Source organism: Tropicimonas sp. IMCC34011, assembly GCF_003390865.1.
GTDB lineage: Bacteria > Pseudomonadota > Alphaproteobacteria > Rhodobacterales > Rhodobacteraceae > Tropicimonas_B.
In genome coordinates this window covers 599,389-615,701 of sequence record NZ_QMEJ01000001.1, presented here as the reverse complement: position 1 = coordinate 615,701, position 16,313 = coordinate 599,389, and the positions used below count along the sequence as shown (strand labels likewise).

15 protein-coding genes are annotated in these 16,313 nt (G+C 68.0%); 11 read left to right on the top strand and 4 right to left on the bottom strand.

Going from position 1 to position 16,313, the window contains the following annotated elements; all coding sequences use genetic code 11:
* Window positions 1-103: 103 nt before the first annotated feature.
* From rpoD to DQG15_RS02935, 6 genes are all read left to right on the top strand, one after another.
* Window positions 104-2,092, top strand: coding sequence for an RNA polymerase sigma factor RpoD (rpoD, locus tag DQG15_RS02960; protein WP_116083703.1), 1,989 nt, complete (start codon window positions 104-106; stop codon window positions 2,090-2,092).
* A gap of 86 nt (window positions 2,093-2,178) precedes the next feature.
* Window positions 2,179-3,675, top strand: coding sequence for a DNA recombination protein RmuC (gene rmuC / locus DQG15_RS02955; protein WP_116082610.1), 1,497 nt, complete (start codon window positions 2,179-2,181; stop codon window positions 3,673-3,675).
* A gap of 158 nt (window positions 3,676-3,833) precedes the next feature.
* On the top strand, window positions 3,834-4,226 hold the full coding sequence (locus DQG15_RS02950) for a hypothetical protein (RefSeq protein WP_157968876.1): 393 nt from the start codon (window positions 3,834-3,836) through the stop codon (window positions 4,224-4,226).
* A gap of 75 nt (window positions 4,227-4,301) precedes the next feature.
* The gene (locus tag DQG15_RS02945; RefSeq protein ID WP_116082606.1) at window positions 4,302-4,706 is read left to right on the top strand and encodes a hypothetical protein; all 405 of its coding nucleotides are present in this window, start codon (window positions 4,302-4,304) and stop codon (window positions 4,704-4,706) included.
* Window positions 4,706-5,149, top strand: coding sequence for a hypothetical protein (locus tag DQG15_RS02940; protein ID WP_116082604.1), 444 nt, complete (start codon window positions 4,706-4,708; stop codon window positions 5,147-5,149). Before DQG15_RS02945 ends, DQG15_RS02940 begins: the two co-directional genes overlap by 1 nt.
* Window positions 5,146-5,559: a secondary thiamine-phosphate synthase enzyme YjbQ gene (locus DQG15_RS02935; RefSeq protein WP_116082602.1), complete on the top strand. Its 414-nt coding sequence runs from the start codon at window positions 5,146-5,148 to the stop codon at window positions 5,557-5,559. Before DQG15_RS02940 ends, DQG15_RS02935 begins: the two co-directional genes overlap by 4 nt.
* A gap of 3 nt (window positions 5,560-5,562) precedes the next feature.
* On the opposite strand, the gene DQG15_RS02930 is transcribed toward DQG15_RS02935, so the two are convergent.
* A complete protein-coding gene (locus tag DQG15_RS02930) occupies window positions 5,563-6,237 on the bottom strand; it encodes an SDR family oxidoreductase (RefSeq protein WP_116082601.1) in 675 nt (224 codons plus the stop codon).
* A gap of 200 nt (window positions 6,238-6,437) precedes the next feature.
* Here DQG15_RS02930 and nrdR point away from each other — a divergent pair, with 200 nt between their 5' ends.
* Together nrdR and ribD are read left to right on the top strand one after the other, a co-directional pair.
* Window positions 6,438-6,899 (top strand): transcriptional regulator NrdR, encoded by a 462-nt coding sequence (gene nrdR / locus DQG15_RS02925; RefSeq protein WP_116082599.1) that lies wholly within the window; start codon window positions 6,438-6,440, stop codon window positions 6,897-6,899.
* A gap of 29 nt (window positions 6,900-6,928) precedes the next feature.
* Window positions 6,929-8,011: a bifunctional diaminohydroxyphosphoribosylaminopyrimidine deaminase/5-amino-6-(5-phosphoribosylamino)uracil reductase RibD gene (ribD, locus tag DQG15_RS02920; RefSeq protein ID WP_116082597.1), complete on the top strand. Its 1,083-nt coding sequence runs from the start codon at window positions 6,929-6,931 to the stop codon at window positions 8,009-8,011.
* Here ribD and DQG15_RS02915 read toward each other — a convergent pair.
* The 3 genes from DQG15_RS02915 to DQG15_RS02905 all read right to left on the bottom strand — a co-directional run bounded on the left by DQG15_RS02915 (window position 8,008) and on the right by DQG15_RS02905 (window position 12,655).
* On the bottom strand, window positions 8,008-10,038 hold the full coding sequence (locus DQG15_RS02915) for a capsular polysaccharide biosynthesis protein (protein ID WP_116082595.1): 2,031 nt from the start codon (window positions 10,036-10,038) through the stop codon (window positions 8,008-8,010). The two genes, ribD and DQG15_RS02915, sit on opposite strands and share 4 nt — an antisense overlap.
* A gap of 7 nt (window positions 10,039-10,045) precedes the next feature.
* A complete protein-coding gene (locus DQG15_RS02910) occupies window positions 10,046-11,191 on the bottom strand; it encodes a polysaccharide biosynthesis/export family protein (RefSeq protein ID WP_116082593.1) in 1,146 nt (381 codons plus the stop codon).
* A gap of 147 nt (window positions 11,192-11,338) precedes the next feature.
* Window positions 11,339-12,655, bottom strand: coding sequence for a capsule biosynthesis protein (locus DQG15_RS02905; RefSeq protein WP_232830687.1), 1,317 nt, complete (start codon window positions 12,653-12,655; stop codon window positions 11,339-11,341).
* 202 nt (window positions 12,656-12,857) lie between these two features.
* Here DQG15_RS02905 and DQG15_RS02900 point away from each other — a divergent pair, with 202 nt between their 5' ends.
* The 3 genes from DQG15_RS02900 (at window position 12,858) to DQG15_RS02890 (ending at window position 16,231) form a co-directional block, all read left to right on the top strand.
* Window positions 12,858-13,454 carry a riboflavin synthase gene (locus DQG15_RS02900; RefSeq protein WP_116082590.1) on the top strand — a complete coding sequence of 199 codons (597 nt, stop codon included), beginning with the start codon at window positions 12,858-12,860 and terminating at the stop codon, window positions 13,452-13,454.
* A gap of 156 nt (window positions 13,455-13,610) precedes the next feature.
* The gene (locus DQG15_RS02895; RefSeq protein ID WP_116082588.1) at window positions 13,611-14,636 is read left to right on the top strand and encodes a ligase-associated DNA damage response exonuclease; all 1,026 of its coding nucleotides are present in this window, start codon (window positions 13,611-13,613) and stop codon (window positions 14,634-14,636) included.
* Window positions 14,633-16,231, top strand: a complete 1,599-nt coding sequence (locus DQG15_RS02890) for an ATP-dependent DNA ligase (RefSeq protein ID WP_116082586.1) — start codon at window positions 14,633-14,635, stop codon at window positions 16,229-16,231. The genes DQG15_RS02895 and DQG15_RS02890 overlap by 4 nt, the downstream gene beginning before the upstream one ends.
* Window positions 16,232-16,313: the final 82 nt, after the last annotated feature.

Sequence of the window (16,313 nt, the reverse complement as noted above, 5' to 3'; positions counted from 1 at the left end):
AATCATTGCAGGCAACGGTAGGACATCTGGAACGCCAAGCCGCATGACCTATGATTCGCAGGTTCGGGCGGATGCCCGAATCACCTCGTCAGTGGGAGAGACCATGGCCGCGAAAGACAACGACGGGACGAAGACCGAGGAGCAGTCCGACGGCATGACGCTCGACATGAGCCAGGCCGCCGTGAAGAAGATGATCGCCGAGGCGCGCGAGCGCGGCTACATCACCTACGACCAGCTCAACCAGGTCCTTCCGCCGGAGCAGGTGAGCTCGGAGCAGATCGAGGACGTGATGTCGATGCTGTCCGAGATGGGCATCAACATCATCGAGAACGACGAGGCCGAGGAAGAGGAGGGGCAGAGCAGCTCCACCGCCGTGGTCGAAGCGTCCTCCGGACGTGACGTCACGGTCTCCCAGTCGGAGAGCGAGAAGCTCGACCGGACCGACGATCCGGTGCGCATGTACCTGCGCGAGATGGGCTCGGTCGAGCTTCTGTCCCGCGAGGGCGAGATCGCCATCGCCAAACGCATCGAGGCCGGTCGCAACACCATGATCGCGGGCCTCTGCGAGAGCCCGCTCACCTTCCAGGCCATCACGATCTGGCGGGACGAGCTTCTGAGCGAAGACATTCTGCTGCGTGACGTGATCGACCTCGAGGCGACCTTCGGCCGCTCCCTCGAGGAGGACGACGACGACACGCCCGTGGTGGACACTACCACCCCCGCCGCCAAGACGGCCGCCGCGGAACAGCCCGAGGTCGATGCGGACGGAAACCCGATCCGCAACAATGACGACGACGACGAGGACGAGGACGAACAGGCCAACATGTCCCTTGCGGCCATGGAGGCGGCGCTGAAGCCTCGCGTCCTGGAGACGCTTGAGGTCATCGCGCGGGACTATCTCCGGCTCGAGGAGATGCAGGATCGCCGCATGTCGGCAACCCTGAACGAGGACGGGTCCTTCTCCGCCGAGAACGAGTCGACCTACCAGACGCTGCGCTCGGAGATCGTGCTCCTCGTCAACGAGCTGCACCTGCACAACAACCGCATCGAGGCGCTGATCGACCAGCTCTACGGCATCAACCGCCGGATCATGTCGATCGACTCGAACATGGTGAAGCTCGCCGATCAGGCCCGCATCAACCGTCGCGAGTTCATCGAGGCCTATCGCGGCTCCGAGCTCGATCCGACCTGGATGGACCGTATGGCCCAGCAGCCCGGTCGTGGCTGGACGGCGCTGTTCGATCGCTCGTCGGACAAGGTGCAGGACCTGCGCGCCGAGATGGCGCAGGTGGGTCAGTATGTCGGCGTCGACATCAACGAATTCCGCCGCATCGTGAACCAGGTGCAGAAGGGTGAGAAGGAGGCCCGGGCGGCCAAGAAGGAGATGGTCGAGGCCAACCTCCGGCTCGTGATCTCCATTGCCAAGAAGTACACCAACCGCGGCCTGCAATTCCTTGATCTTATTCAGGAAGGCAACATCGGCCTGATGAAGGCGGTGGACAAGTTCGAGTACCGCCGCGGCTACAAGTTCTCCACCTATGCGACGTGGTGGATCCGCCAGGCGATCACCCGTTCCATCGCCGACCAGGCCCGCACGATCCGTATCCCGGTGCACATGATCGAGACGATCAACAAGCTGGTGCGCACCGGTCGCCAGATGCTGCACGAGATCGGTCGGGAGCCGACCCCGGAAGAGCTGGCGGAGAAGCTCCAGATGCCGCTGGAGAAGGTCCGCAAGGTGATGAAGATCGCCAAGGAGCCGATCTCCCTCGAAACGCCGATCGGCGACGAGGAAGACAGCCAGCTCGGCGATTTCATCGAGGACAAGAACGCCGTCCTGCCGCTCGACAGCGCCATTCAGGAGAACCTGAAGGAGACCACGACCCGCGTCCTGTCGTCGCTTACGGCGCGGGAGGAGCGTGTCCTGCGGATGCGGTTCGGCATCGGGATGAACACGGATCACACGCTCGAGGAGGTCGGTCAGCAATTCTCGGTCACCCGCGAGCGGATCCGCCAGATCGAGGCGAAAGCCTTGCGCAAGCTCAAGCACCCCTCGCGCAGCCGCAAGCTTCGCAGCTTCCTCGATCAGTGAAGGATCGCGGGCCGCTTCGGCGGCCCGCATCTTGATTGCCGGTAGGCATTCATGAAACATTAGGGGAACATCTCTAGGATTCCCCCATGTCCCTCGACCAGATCGATCCCCTCTACATTACGGGCGCCGCTGCGCTTCTCGCACTCATTTGCGTCGCCCTCGGCCTGCGTGCCACAGCGCGGGGGCAGCAGGCGCGGGACCTGTCCCGCCGTCTGGCGGAGACGGAGGCGCGCCTCGCCGAGGAGCGCAGCGCGGCGACGGCCCGCTCGGGTGAACTCGAGCTTCTGGCGGAGCAGCTGCGATCGGACTTGTCAGCGGCCCGAATTCGCGCGGAGCGGCGGGAGGAAGCTGCCGAAAACCTGTCTCGGGAGGTGGAGCGCGTCGAAACCCTGCGGGCCGACCTTGCGGAGAAGCTGGAGGAGACGCGCATCGCTCACGGCACGTCCGAGCGGGAAATCAGCCGTCTCAGGACCGAGATCACCAAGGATCGCGAAGCCGCCGATCGGGAAATACAGACGCTCCAGAACCTGCGCGAGGAGATGACGTCCCGCTTCCGGGAGCTCGCGAGCCAGACGCTGAAGGTGCAAGGCGAGGATTTCGCCAAGGCCAATCAGCAGAAGCTGAACGAGCTGCTCGCGCCCTTCAAGGAGCATGTCGGCAACTTCCAGATCGAGCTTCGCAACGTCCACAAATCTGCCGACGAGGAGCGCGCGCGCCTCAAGGAACAGATCGCGACGCTTCACAGCCGCTCCGAGGAGATCAGCCGCGAGGCGGTGAACCTTACCCAGGCCCTCAAGGGCGACAAGCAGCGTCAGGGCGCCTGGGGGGAGATGATCCTCGAGCGCATCCTGGAGGAATCCGGCCTCGAACGGGATGTGCACTACGAGGTCCAGGCCAGCCGCCGGGACGAGGAGGGCGCCCGCTGGCGCCCCGACGTCGTGGTGCGGATGCCGCAGGGCAAGTCCCTCGTCATCGACAGCAAGGTCTCCCTCATCGCCTACGAGGCCGCGACGAATGCGGACACCGAGGAGGAGCGCAAGAGAGCCCTGACCGAGCACGTGCGCGCAGTCAGGACCCATATCGAAACGCTCGCGGCCAAGGGCTACCAGGCTCTGGAGGCCGGGAGCGTCGATTACGTGCTGATGTTCATGCCCATCGAGGGGGCGCTCTCCGAAGCTCTCAGGGTGCAGGGCGATCTCACGGCGATGGCCCTGCGCAAGGGGATCGGCATCGTCACGCCCACCACGATGATGGTCACGTTGCGCACGGTGGAGCATATCTGGGCCGTCGAGCGCCGGGAAAGCAATGCCGAGGCTATCGCGGACCGCGCGGGCAAGCTCTACGACAAGTTCGTCGGCGTGCTGGAGGAGTTCGACAAGATCGGCTCGCATCTCGACAATGCGCGCGATGCCCATTCCCGCGCCGTCGACCGTCTCGCCCGCGGCCGGGGCAACGTGCTCGGGCAGGTGGACAAGCTTCGCACGCTTGGCGCCCGGACCGACAAGCGCCTGCCGATGGATCACGATTCCGCGCCTGACGACGACGGGGGGCGGCCCGCACTGACGGATCAGGCGGCCGAGTAAACCGTTCATAAGGGCGGGGAAACGGGCGATGGATCCGCATCTCCGGACGCGAATTGAGGGCAGGGCGATGGCCAAGCCGGGCGGTGCGCGCCCGCGCGGGCGCGCCGCAGCGCCCCGGCCCACTGGCCGAGCCGGGCGCGGCGATCTAGATGACGGTCATGCCTACATTCAAAGCCTCCGCTACCCTTCTCGCCGCCATCGCGCTCTGCCTGTCGCTGGTCTATCTCCTTTTGCCTGCCCTTCCGCTCTTCACCTTTGCGCAGGAGCGTACCGCGGAGGGGCTGTTCATGGCGCGCCGCAACGCGCTGCCCCTCGCGGGGCTCGCCGTGATGCTCTTCGCGGCGCGGGACTGCGACCCCTCCCATGCGCGGCGCGCGATCTGCCTTGCGGTGATCGTGACATTCGGCGGCCTCGCCATCCTCGGCCTGATCGCGCTCGTGCGGGGAACGTCGGGGTGGATGACCCTGCCGGCCATCGCCGTCGAACTCGTTCTCGCGGCGCTCTTCGTGCCGCATCTCGCGGCGCGCTCGCGCGCCGATCCGCGCGTGTGAGGGGCCGTGCGCTCCCAAGCCCTTGATCGGCAGCGCGCGCCGGGTCAGTCTTTGCCCCAATCCAGGAGTTGTCCCATGCCCCGCAACGGTCCCTTTCTTCTTGCCGCCGCTCTCTGCCTTGTGGCCGGGGCAGGGCAGGCCGAACGACAAATGACGCCCCACGGCCTCTATGCCGCCGGCGACGCGAGCGGTTTCGAGGTCCTGTCCCTCCCCAATCGGACCGGCGCGGACTACTTCTGTGCCGCCGGCACGTTCGCCCGCGAGCGCCTTGGGGCGAGGGCGACGGACCGCGTGGAGATCGCCCGGCCGCTCGGCCCCTCCCGCGTCGATCCCGGCCGCCGCGCCGTGACCTTCGTCGTGACGCCGCCGGAGCGAAAGGGCTTCACCCTTCGCGACGTGGTCCTGTCGACAAAGCGCACTGGGCAGAACCGGACGGTCGGTCACGCCGTATCGCTCTGCAATCAGACGAGGGACCGGTGATGCGCGGGAGCTTGCTCGCTGCGGCGTTCACGCTGCTCGCGGCCCCCTCGAGCGCCGATTACATCGCGTATAACAGGATGATCTCCGCGGAGGACCCGACGCGGGCCGGCGTCATCGAGGTGTACCAGAAGGCCGGCGCCGGCCCCGCGGATTACTGGTGTGCTGCGGGGGATTACGCCCGCCGCGTATTGCGGCGGGACGGCAGTGACAGGCTCTATCTTCTCCGCCCGCTCGGCCGCTCCAATGCTGCACCCCGCCGGAGCTCCGTCGCGTTCACCATCGTGCCGTATCCGGAGGTCGACGGCGGCCCGCGTCCGGGCGACGGCGGCAGCTATTCCGTTCCGCTCGACGTCGTGGGGTACAATCTGCGCACGCTGCATGCCCGGGCGTTCTGCCCCGACAGCCTCAGGCGCTTTCGTCGTCTCGGTCTTGCGTTCCCATGAAGGTATTCGAGCTAAACACAAGCGGGCCGGGTCTGACCGAGATCACCGCAGAGGTTGCCCGGTGGGTCGCGGATCAGGGCGGGGAGGGCGTCTTGACGCTGATGATCCGCCACACGTCCGCCTCGCTCCTCATTCAGGAGAACGCGGATCCGGACGTGCAGCGCGACCTCAAAGCCTATTTCGCACGACTCGTTCCCCCCGCCAACGATCCGTCGATGGAGTACCTCGTGCACCGGGCGGAGGGGCCGGACGACATGCCGGCTCATATCAAGGCCGCGATGATGCCCGTGTCGCTCTCCATCCCCGTCGAAGGGGGCCGGATGGCGCTCGGGACGTGGCAGGGGATCTACATCTTCGAGCATCGCGCCAGGCCGCATCGACGTCAGGTCGCGGCGTACCTGGCGCGCTAGGCGTCAATTCGTCGGCATGAGGAAGATCTCGCGCACGGTGTTACGCGGATCCGCGTTCAGCGCGTGGACCACGGCATCCGCGACGTCGTCTGCATGGAGCTTGTCCGGCTTGGCCTCGTCGAAGAAGGGCGTGTCCACCATGCCGGGAGCGATCAGGGTGCAGCGCCCGCCCCACTCCCGCATCTCCTCCGCAAGGTTCCCGGCGAGCCCGTGGATGAAGAACTTCGTCGCGCCGTAGACCGAGCCCTTGATGTGCGTGCGCCCGGCGGCGGACCCGGTGAAGACCATGTGTCCCTTGCGCTCGCGCAAATGGGGCAGCGCGGCATGTGCGGTATGGAGCGCAGCCAGAACGTTGACGTGGATCATGTCGTGCCACGCCTCCGGGTCGCCCGCCTCGACGCCGGAAGAGTTGGTGCCCCGGCCCGCATTGGCATAGGCCGCATCGAGCCCGCCGAACGTCTCCACGAGACGGGCGATGGCCTCCTTCTGCGCCGCGAGATCCGTGACGTCGCCGGGCAGGGCGAGGGCGTTTTCGCCGATCTCGGCCGCGAGCGCCTCCAGCTTGTCCGCACTGCGGGCCATGAGGCCGACCTTCCAGCCGCTGGCCGCCGCCGCCTTTGCCGTGGCCGCGCCGATGCCGCTCGAGGCACCTGTGATGAAGAGAACCTTGTCGGACATGTCGCCCCTTTCCCGTGATCCCATGAAATGACGCCGACCAACGCGTCCTCGCTGCAACGGTTTCACATAGATGATTCGGGCCACATGATGCGTCCGGCCATTCGCCCTACCCAATCCCTCGCGGCCTCCCTATAGTTGCTGTGGACAAGTTGGGGCGAACCCGACGATACGGCGGGACAACGAAGAGGGGGACGGCCTGGATGCGCTGCCCGTTTTGCGGAAATGTCGATACTCAGGTGAAGGATTCCCGACCGGCGGAGGAGCATGTCGCGATCCGTCGGCGCCGTTTCTGCCCTGCCTGCGCGGGGCGCTTCACGACCTATGAGCGTGTGCAACTGCGCGATCTCGTCGTGATCAAGACGAACGGCCGGCGCGAGGATTTCGACCGTGACAAGCTGGAGCGCTCGATCCGGATCGCGCTGCAAAAGCGCCCCATCGAGCACGAGCGCATGGAGCAGATGATCTCCGGCATCGTCCGGCGGCTGGAATCCCTCGGCGATACCGATATCGAGAGCAAGGTGATCGGCGAGATCGTCATGGAGCGTCTGGCGGCGATCGATACGGTGGCCTACGTGCGATTTGCCAGTGTTTACAAGAACTTCCAGGCAGCGGACGACTTCGACAAATTCGTCAGTGAGCTTCGCCCCGACGCCAAGGTTTGAGCGCGGTGCGGGAGACTGATGCCCGCTGGATGCGGGCGGCTCTGGGGCTGGCCGCGCGCGGCCTCGGCCGGGTCTGGCCCAACCCCGCTGTCGGCTGCATCATCGTTCGGGACGGCCGTGTCGTGGGCCGGGGGCGGACGCAGGATGGCGGGCGGCCCCATGCCGAGGTGGTCGCGCTGACCGAAGCCGGCCGGGCAGCGGAGGGGGCCGATGTCTACGTCACGCTGGAACCTTGCGCCCATCACGGAAAGACACCGCCCTGCTCCGATGCGCTCGTCGCCGCGCGTCCCGCGCGCGTGATCACAGCCCTGACGGACCCCGATCCGCGGACCGCGGGTCAGGGCCACGCGCGTCTCCGCGCGGCGGGCATAAAGGTCGTGACGGGGGTCCTCGCGGCCGAGGCGGACCGCCTGCAGGAAGGCTTCCTCCGGCGCGTCACCTCCGGCCGGCCCATGCTGACGCTGAAGCTCGCGGGCAGTGTCGACGGACGGATCGCGACCGCGTCGGGTGAAAGCCGGTGGATCACCGGGCCGGCGGCCCGGCGGCTCGTCCACGGGATGCGGGCGCGGCACGATGCCGTGCTCATAGGGTCGGGTACGGCGCGTGCGGACGATCCGATGCTGACGGTGCGCGGGCTCGGTGTGGATCGCCAGCCGGTCCGCGTCGTTGCGTCCCGCAGGCTCGATCTGGACCCGAAGGGCCGCCTCGCGGCCTCGGCCCGCGATGTGCCGCTCTGGCTCTGCCACGGGCCTGACGCACCGGCGAAGCGGATCGCCGAGTGGAGGGAGCAGGGCGCGGTTCTCCTCGAATGCCCCCTCGCGGGATCCCAGCTCGACATGGACGGTATGATGGCTGCGCTCGGCGCCGGCGGCCTGACGCGGGTGTTCTGCGAGGGCGGCGGGCAGCTTGCTGCGAGCCTCTTGGGCGCCGGGCTCGTCGATGAGCTGATCGCGTTCACCGGCGGTGTCGCCCTCGGCGCCGAAGGGTGGCCGGGACTCGCGGCGATGGGGATCGGAGCGCTCGGCGAGGCTCCAAGGTTCCGACTGGATCGGTTGGAGGAGATCGGGGGAGATGCGGTGGCGTATTGGCGCCCGCATCGCGAAATCCCCTAGAGCCAGAAGGGACCCAAGCCAGCCGCGACGCCTTGCGCCTTCGACAGGAGACGCAGGGCTGGTCCCGTCCTCGGCCCTGTCCCGGCGGCCAGACGTTCTGCCACGATCTCCGGCGGGCAGGGCAGGGAACTTACCGGATCGAGATATCGCGGATAGCCGATGAGGGTTGCGTGGATCAGCCCGGCAAGAGGGGGGCGGGCCGTGCGGCGGGCCGGCACAGGTCCGAGGTCTCGCGTCAGGCCCCAGCCGGCATAGAACGGCGCACCGAGGACGGTGACGGCGCGCCCGCGCAGGAGCGCCTCGAAGCCCATGAGGGAGGTCATCGTCCAGATCTCGTCCGCGGCCTCGATCAACGTGACTGGATCGGCGCGGGTCGCCACCACGTCGGCGATCTCTGCCGCGTCCGGAACGGCCCCGATGCGGAGGCCGGCTTCGACGTCGGGATGAGGTTTGTAGATCAGGAGGGCACCCGGATGCACCGTGCGCGCGGCAGCGAGGCAGTCCCGGTTCGTACGGATGTCGCCGGCGCCAAGACGGATAGAGGCGTCGTCCTCGACCTGGCCCGGCACGACGACGACGCGGCGCCCGGCAGGCTCCGGCAGATCCGCCGCTCCACCGGTGTTGTACTTCGTCAACCGATCCCTCGTGATCCGCGCGGCGAGGCGTTCGGCGCGGGCGAGGGCGTGCGGCGGAAGGCTCGCGGACGCGGAGATAAGGCGTTCGAGGCGGCTCTCTGTACCCGGATCGTAGTAGATGCCGAGATCGTCCGACACGAGGGAGAGGGGCGGGACCAGTTCCGCCCCGAGGCCACGGGAGCGCAGGAAACCGTCCTCGACACGGCGGAGCGGGCGGCCCGTGATCGCGGGTGCCGTTCCGGCCCAGGCGAGGATGGGGCGGTCCGCCTTCAGGGCCGCATCGGCCGAGCCCGCGAACCTCAGGCGCCTTTCCCGACCGAAGAACCGCTGGAGGTGACCCCGCTTCCAGAGGCGCATCCCGAGAGCCACATGGCCCTGCCGGTCCTCGCGGTAGGCGCGTGCCTCCGCCTCCAGCTGATCGATCGCCTCCTCCAGCGTGGCGCGGCGGCGGCGGCAGGGATCGTACCACACCGGGTGCAGGATCATCGCGGCGGCAAAGAGTTGCGCCCGCGTCAGCCTGCGCCGGCGACGGTCCACGGGGAACGCGTCCTCCGTCAGCCCCCAGCCGGCATAGAACGGCTGGCCGAAGATGGCCGGACGGTGCCCCGCCATGATCGCCTCGAACCCGAGCCCCGAACTGACGGCATAGACCGCGATCGCCCCATCCAGGAGACGGTGGGGCGAGACGGGGTCGGCGAAGAGCTGCACCCGGTCGCTCTCGTGCTCCGGCCCGAAATGCCCGGTGCGGCGTCCGGCCAGCGTCTCGGGGTGGACCTTGAGAAGGATCCGCGCGCCCGGGTGTTCGATCTGCGCCGTGCCCAGCATTTCCGCGAACCGGCCCCGCACGTCGCGGATGGAGCCGAGGGAGGCATCCCCAGCGGTCTGGTCGATCACGAGGACGTACCCAGGTTCGGGCGGTGCGAGCGCCGGATCGTGGGCGCTGTATTTCGACAGGTCGGCCTCCCTGAGGCGCGCCATCGCGACGCGGGCGCGGTCCAGCAGGGCGGTGTCGTCGAGGGGATGGGTGGCGAGAAGGTGCTCGAGGTCCGAGGGGCGCGTGGGATCGAAATGCAGGCCGCGTTCGTCGAGCGTGAGGCCGATGGGCGGGGCGCCGTCCCGGCCGAGCTTCACCGATCGCAGCAGCGCATCCTCGATCCGCAGGATCTTCGCGCCGGTTCGCGAGGCGACGCGTTCCCCGCGGCGGGCGGTCGGGGAGGCCCCCCAGACGCCGACCCAGTCCTCCGGGCCCGGCCGTCCCGTCGTCACGTGCCAGCCGGCCGAGGCGAGGATCTGGCGGATGCGAGGCGCGAGGAATCCGCCGTTGTAAACGAAGAGCCGCCGCGCCTCGGGGGACGCGGCGGCTCCTTGACGGTCGCCCTGCGGCTCCGTCATTGCCGGATCAACTTCCGCTGGCGGCGGCGGCGGTCGAGGCGACCGAATTGACCGTCCCGAGGGACCCGGTCAGCGCCGCGAGCGTCTTCTGCCACTGAACGAACGGCGCTTCGGTGACGTAGAGCGTGTCATCGTCCCTGATCGCGAAGTCCCGCGCCTCGAAGATGCCGTTCGGCTCGGTCAGGTCGAGAACGTAGACCATGCGCTGCGGCCCGATGAGGTCCGTCCGTCCGAGCACCTGCTGGGCGATCTCCTGCGGCTCGTTGCGGAAGACGAAGACGCCGGTCGGGTCCGCCAGATTGGTCTGGAGCCCGCCCACCTGCGCGATGGCCTCGATGGCGCTGATCGTCTGGTTCTCGAAGGGGACACGGTTCTGGGTGCCGGTGGCGCCGAGGACGGTGAAGTCCCTCGTGTCCTCCTGGACGAGAAGGCGGTCGCCGTCCCGGAGCGCGACGTCGTAGCGCGGTTCGGAGTAAAGATCCTGGAACCAGACCTTGCCGGTATGGGCGCCGCGCGTGATCGTGACGACGGCGATCTCGGTCGGGATCACGACGCCGCCGGCGCGGGCCAGCATGGCGCCGAGCGTCCGCGTCGGTCGCTCGATCGGGTAGACGCCCGGCGCGCCGACACCGCCCGCGACGGAAACCGATGCCCCGTCGCCCGCCAGTCGGCGCACGAGGACCTGCGGGTCGGGGGTCTGCCTGTCGAGGCGTTCGGTGATCAGGGTGCGGACGCGATCGGGCGTATTGCCCGCCGCCCGGATCCGGCCGGCATAGGGCACGTAGATGAAGCCCTCCGCGTCGACCTGGACCTCGTCGAGGATCGTGCTGTTCATCCCCTCGCCGACGAGAAGGCCGTCATCGACGTTCTCGTAGACGGTGAGGCCGAGCGTGTCGCCCGGTCGGATCGTGTCCGACCCGATGACGCCGGCATTGAGGAACCCGGCGGACAGGCCGTAGGACGGCACGACGGAGGTCGCGCGGGTGACCCGGCTGTTGACCGAAACGATGAAGGCGTCGCCCTGTCTCTGGACGGAGCCTGCGTAGATTTCGCGCTTGTTGGGGCCCGACCGCGGCAGGCCGCACGCCGAAACCAGACCCGCGAGCACGACAAGGGCGGCGAGACGCGCCCACCGTGATGTTGCGATTTTCACTGCTCTGGCTCCTTCGAACCGTTATCTCTGCCTCGGTATTTTTGGGATCAAGGCTACAGCAAGGCGGGGCGAAGGGAAGCGGCCCATCGGCGGCGACCGGCCGATGTGTGGCTTTGCTGTCGCGAAACCGCCGCTACCGTGTAGACGTCAGCGCACGACCTGAAGGTGCTGGCGGGGATGGGCGTTGCCGCTCGCGAGGGCGTCGTAGGGATCGTCGGCGGCCAGCATCATGTCCACCACCTGGCGCAGAAGCTGGCGGCGGGCGGCAGCGGAATAGAAGCCGCCGGCGACCTGGCTGGTTTCGAGCAGGAAGGTGCGGAAGTCGCGATAGGCGCGGGCATCGGGCCGGGAGGGACGGGCGAAGAAGGCCGGCAGCGTCTGGTCCGAGACAAATTCGGATTTGGCATAGACCGCCTTGCCGAACACCTTGAGCGGCAGGCCGCGCCAGAGCACCTGCTGCGCCGCCGTGGAGTTCACCGTGACGGCGGAGCGGGCATGGTCGAGCAGACCTGCCAGCTTGCCGCCGCGGACGTAATGCACCCGGCCGGCGACGCCGTGAGCGCGGGCGAGGCGACGGATTTCGGTGCGCAGGGGCTTCCGGCCGTCTTCCAGCGGATGTGCCTTGAAAACGAGGTGGTGATGCTTCGGTGCGCCGCTGGCGAACCCTTCGATCAGAAGCTCGAGGAATTCGGTCATGGAGGAGAAGGGCGAATGCTGCTGGAAGCTCGCGTCGTGCTCCAGTTGCAGCAGCGCCAGATGATAGGGAAACCCGCCGCCGCGGATCCGCCCCGTGGCGACGATCCTGTCCATCCAGTGGAAGGGCATGAGCATGAGGCGGCGCAGGTAGAGGCGGAATTCCTGCGATGCCGTCAGCGCGCGGTGAGGGCGGAAATTGGCGTAGCGTCCTGTCCGGATCAGCAGCACCCCGTGATAGAGGGCGCCGTAAAAGACGTGGTGGCGCATGTCGCCCCAGCGCGCCGGAGCGGGGAGCTGCTCCAGCTCGGACTGGTCCAGCGCCCGGCGCATGTCGGGCACCGAAAGGCGCATCAGGCGCGAATGGCCGTTCGCCCCGCCGCGCTCGTAGGTGACCCAGTAGGGCCTGAGGTAGCCTTCCTCGAAGACGTGCACCGTCACGCCGCGGCAGCGCGCGATCTCCACGGCCCTGGCATGTATGGCGCGGGTGTCCCCGTAGAGGACGATGTCGGTGATCTCCTTGTCATGGAGCAGCATGGAGAAGAAGGCGGGCCACTCCTCCGCCGTCTCGCTGAACGGGATCAGCGAACGGCGATGAAACCAGAACGCGTCGTCCCCGGCGTTGAACGCGACGCGCCAGACCTCCGCGCCCGCCGCGCGGAGCATCCGGCCAAGCTGGTGGAAGAACGGTCCGTGCGGGCCCTGAAGGAACAGGAAGCGTCGCTGAGGGAGATGCGCGGAAGGGGAACTCTCGAACGTCATCGTACTCATCTACCAACACCCTACCATGCTTTACTTAGAACCGGATCGACGCTCGGGGTAAACCCGCTCGACAAGGCAGGATTGGGACCGAAGGACGGCGACGGTCGTTCGGTTGAGTGGCAGGACTTGTCCGCCGACCGCGCCGCAGCTACCTCGGGGGGCACAGCGGGGCCGGACGGCGCCGCGGAAACCGTCAGGGGAGAGCCGCGCCATGTTCACCGGGATCGTCAGCGATATCGGCACCATCACCCAGCTCGAGGCGCGCGGCGACCTGCGCGCCAGGATCGGCACCTCCTTTGACACCTCCGACATCGACCTCGGCGCCTCCATCGCCTGCGATGGCTGCTGCCTGACGGTGGTCACGACCGGCCCGGACTGGTTCGACGTGGACGTGTCGGCGGAGACGGTGTCCAAGACCAACCTCGGCACGTGGGAGGCCGGGGGGCGCATCAACCTCGAACGCGCGCTCAGGGTCGGGGACGAGCTCGGCGGGCACATCGTGTCCGGTCATGTGGACGGCGTGGCCGAGGTGATCCGCATGGCGCCAGAGGGCGACAGTCTGCGCCTGACGTTCCGCGCGCCGGAAGACCTTGCTCGTTTCATCGCGCCCAAGGGCTCCGTGACCCTGAACGGCACGTCATTGACTGTGAACGAGGTCGATGGCGCAGAGTTTGGCGTGAACCTCATTCCGCATACCCGCGAGGTCACCACTTGGGGGCGTGTCGCCGAGGGCGATCTGGTCAACCTCGAGATCGACACGCTCGCGCGCTACGTCGCCCGCATGGTCGAGGCCGGCGGCGCGATGTGACTTGGGCGGCCCTGCGGGAGCGGGGCGCAGAGGCCTCCGCCCCGGCGGGCGCAATCCGGTCTGTCCCGGACCCACGGTTCGCCCCGTCCGGCACCGCCTCCCTGCATCCCCCAAGCAGGGCGTGACGCGGCGGCCGCGCGGCTTATCTTCCCTCGCATGGCCAGCAATCCCGTTCTCACCGTCACGGACAAGGGTATCTATTGCCCCGCCGGCGACTTCTTCATCGACCCGTGGCGCCCCGTCGATCGGGCGCTGATCACCCATGGTCACGCGGATCACGCCCGCGCAGGTCACGCGCGCTATCTCGCGACGCGCGCGGCGGCGCCCGTGATGCGACATCGGCTGGGGGATATCCGCCTCGAGGAGATCGAGTACGGCGAGGTGCGCACCATCGGGGACGCCGAGGTGTCCTACCATCCCGCGGGCCACGTGCCGGGCTCGGCGCAGGTCCGGGTGGAGGTGAACGGCGAGGTCTGGGTCGTCTCGGGGGACTACAAGACGGAGGCGGACGGGCTGTCCGAGCCGTTCGAGCCGGTCCGCTGCCATGCCTTCGTCACCGAATGCACCTTCGGATTGCCGATCTTCAAATGGGACCCGCAGGCGGAGGTGATCGCCGATATCAATGCCTGGTGGGCGGCGAACCAGGCGGCGGGACGGGTTTCTGTCCTCGGGGCATATGCGCTTGGAAAGGCGCAGCGGATCCTCGCTAATATCGACGCGTCACAGGGGCCGATCCTGACGCACGGGGCCGTCGAGTCGACGAATGACGTCCTCCGGGGGCAGGGGATCGCGCTTCCCGAGACGATCCGCGTCACCCCCGAGACGAAGCCGAAGGATCATCCCGGCGCGCTCGTCCTCGCGACGCCCTCGGCGCTTGGCACACCCTGGATGCGCCGCTTCGGCGCCGCCTCTTCGGCCTTCGCCTCGGGCTGGATGCGAATGCGCGGGGTCAGGCGACGGCGCTCGGCGGACCGGGGATTCGTCATGTCCGATCATGCCGACTGGGACGGACTGAACGCGGCCATCCGGGAGACCGGCGCGGAAACGGTGCTCGTCACCCACGGGTACACGTCGATCTTCCGCCGCTGGCTGGAAGAGCAGGGGTACGACGCCCGTATCGTCGAGACCGAATACGAGGGCGAGAGCCTCGAGGGGCAGGGCGAGGGGGAGGAGGCGGCATGAAGCGGTTCGCTCGGCTCTTCACCGCCCTCGACCAGACCACGAAGACCAACGCCAAGGTCGCTGCGCTCGCGGCGTACCTCCAAGAGGCGCCCGAGGCGGACAGGCTCTGGACCGTCGCGCTCCTCTCCGGCCGTCGCCCCAAGCGGACTGTCACCTCCACGCTCCTGCGCGAATGGGCGGCGGAGCGGGCGGGCCTGCCGCTCTGGCTCTTCGAGGAAAGCTATCCCATCGTCGGCGATCTGGCCGAGACCATCGCGCTCATCCTGCCCGAGGGAGGGGGCAGCGACGACCGTCCTCTGGCCGAGTGGATCGCCGTGATCCAGGCGCTGCCGAAGATGGACGAGGTGGAGCGCAAGGCGACCATTCTAGCCGCATGGGACGGGCAGGGACCGGTTGAGCGGTTCGTCTTCAACAAGCTGATGACCGGCGGCTTCCGCATGGGCGTGTCGCAGAAGCTGATGACGCGGGCGCTCGCGCAGGCGACCGGGATCGACGAGCCCGACCTCGCGCACCGCCTGATGGGAGACTGGACGCCGCAGACGACGACATGGGAGGCCCTCATCGTCGCGCACGACCCTTCGGCGGACCTGTCGCGGCCCTATCCCTTTTATCTCGCCTACCAGCTCGACGCCGGACCAGAGGAACTGGGCGCGCCCGAAGACTGGGCGGCGGAGTACAAGTGGGACGGCATCCGGGGGCAGCTCGTCCTGCGCGGCGGGGAGCATCACGTGTGGTCCCGCGGCGAGGAACTGATGACGGACCGGTTCCCGGAACTCGCCGTCACGCGGGATTTCGTGCCGCCGGGCACCGTGATCGACGGCGAACTCCTCGCCTGGGAGGAGGGGGCGGACGCCCCGATGTCGTTCAACGCGCTGCAGAAACGGATCGGGCGAAAGACGGTGCCGAAGGCGCTTCTGCGCGACGCCCCCGTCGTGATCCGCGCCTACGACCTTCTGGAATGGAACGGCGAGGACATCCGCGCGCGGCCCTTCGACGACCGCCGGGCGCTGCTCGATGCGGCCCTCGCCGACCTGCCCCCGGAATGCCCGATCAGGCCCTCGCCGCTCCTGACGTTCGAGACGTGGGACGCGCTTGCGGCTTTGCGCGCAGAGAGCCGGGAGCGGCAGGCCGAGGGCGTCATGCTCAAGCGCCGCGCGTCCCCCTATCTCTCGGGCCGGAAGAAGGGGGATTGGTGGAAGTGGAAGGTCGATCCGCTGATGATCGACGCGGTGATGATCTACGCCCAGCAGGGGCACGGCCGCCGCGCCAACCTCTTCACCGATTTCACTTTTGCCGTACGGGACGGAGAGGCGCTGGTCCCGTTCACCAAGGCGTATTCGGGCCTGACCGATGCCGAATTCCGCAAGATCACCGCCTGGGTGCGCAAGAACACGCTGGAACGCTACGGGCCCGTGCGGCAGGTGAAGCCGGTCCATGTCTTCGAGATTGCATTCGAGGGGATCCAGAAGAGCCCGCGACACAAGTCCGGCGTGGCGCTCCGCTTCCCCCGCATGAGCCGCTGGCGCCTCGACAAGCCAGCGGAAGAGGCCAACACTCTGGATGATCTGAAGGACATGCTGGCGGCGTACGGATGAATGCCGCCGGGCGAGGTTGGCCCGCCGGGCCTTGATCGAGGGCAGGGCGCTCGGACCGTCTCACCGCCCCGTCTTGCCTCCC

Excerpts from the sequence above, each read along its gene's own strand:
- rpoD (WP_116083703.1), top strand. The coding sequence starts at position 104 with ATGGCCGCGAAAGACAACGACGGGACGAAGACCGAGGAGCAGTCCGAC.
- rmuC (WP_116082610.1), top strand. The coding sequence starts at position 2,179 with ATGTCCCTCGACCAGATCGATCCCCTCTACATTACGGGCGCCGCTGCG.
- DQG15_RS02950 (WP_157968876.1), top strand. The coding sequence starts at position 3,834 with ATGCCTACATTCAAAGCCTCCGCTACCCTTCTCGCCGCCATCGCGCTC.
- DQG15_RS02945 (WP_116082606.1), top strand. The coding sequence starts at position 4,302 with ATGCCCCGCAACGGTCCCTTTCTTCTTGCCGCCGCTCTCTGCCTTGTG.
- DQG15_RS02940 (WP_116082604.1), top strand. The coding sequence starts at position 4,706 with ATGCGCGGGAGCTTGCTCGCTGCGGCGTTCACGCTGCTCGCGGCCCCC.
- DQG15_RS02935 (WP_116082602.1), top strand. The coding sequence starts at position 5,146 with ATGAAGGTATTCGAGCTAAACACAAGCGGGCCGGGTCTGACCGAGATC.
- DQG15_RS02930 (WP_116082601.1), bottom strand. The coding sequence starts at position 6,237 with ATGTCCGACAAGGTTCTCTTCATCACAGGTGCCTCGAGCGGCATCGGC.
- nrdR (WP_116082599.1), top strand. The coding sequence starts at position 6,438 with ATGCGCTGCCCGTTTTGCGGAAATGTCGATACTCAGGTGAAGGATTCC.
- ribD (WP_116082597.1), top strand. The coding sequence starts at position 6,929 with ATGCGGGCGGCTCTGGGGCTGGCCGCGCGCGGCCTCGGCCGGGTCTGG.
- DQG15_RS02915 (WP_116082595.1), bottom strand. The coding sequence starts at position 10,038 with ATGACGGAGCCGCAGGGCGACCGTCAAGGAGCCGCCGCGTCCCCCGAG.
- DQG15_RS02905 (WP_232830687.1), bottom strand. The coding sequence starts at position 12,655 with ATGAGTACGATGACGTTCGAGAGTTCCCCTTCCGCGCATCTCCCTCAG.
- DQG15_RS02900 (WP_116082590.1), top strand. The coding sequence starts at position 12,858 with ATGTTCACCGGGATCGTCAGCGATATCGGCACCATCACCCAGCTCGAG.
- DQG15_RS02895 (WP_116082588.1), top strand. The coding sequence starts at position 13,611 with ATGGCCAGCAATCCCGTTCTCACCGTCACGGACAAGGGTATCTATTGC.
- DQG15_RS02890 (WP_116082586.1), top strand. The coding sequence starts at position 14,633 with ATGAAGCGGTTCGCTCGGCTCTTCACCGCCCTCGACCAGACCACGAAG.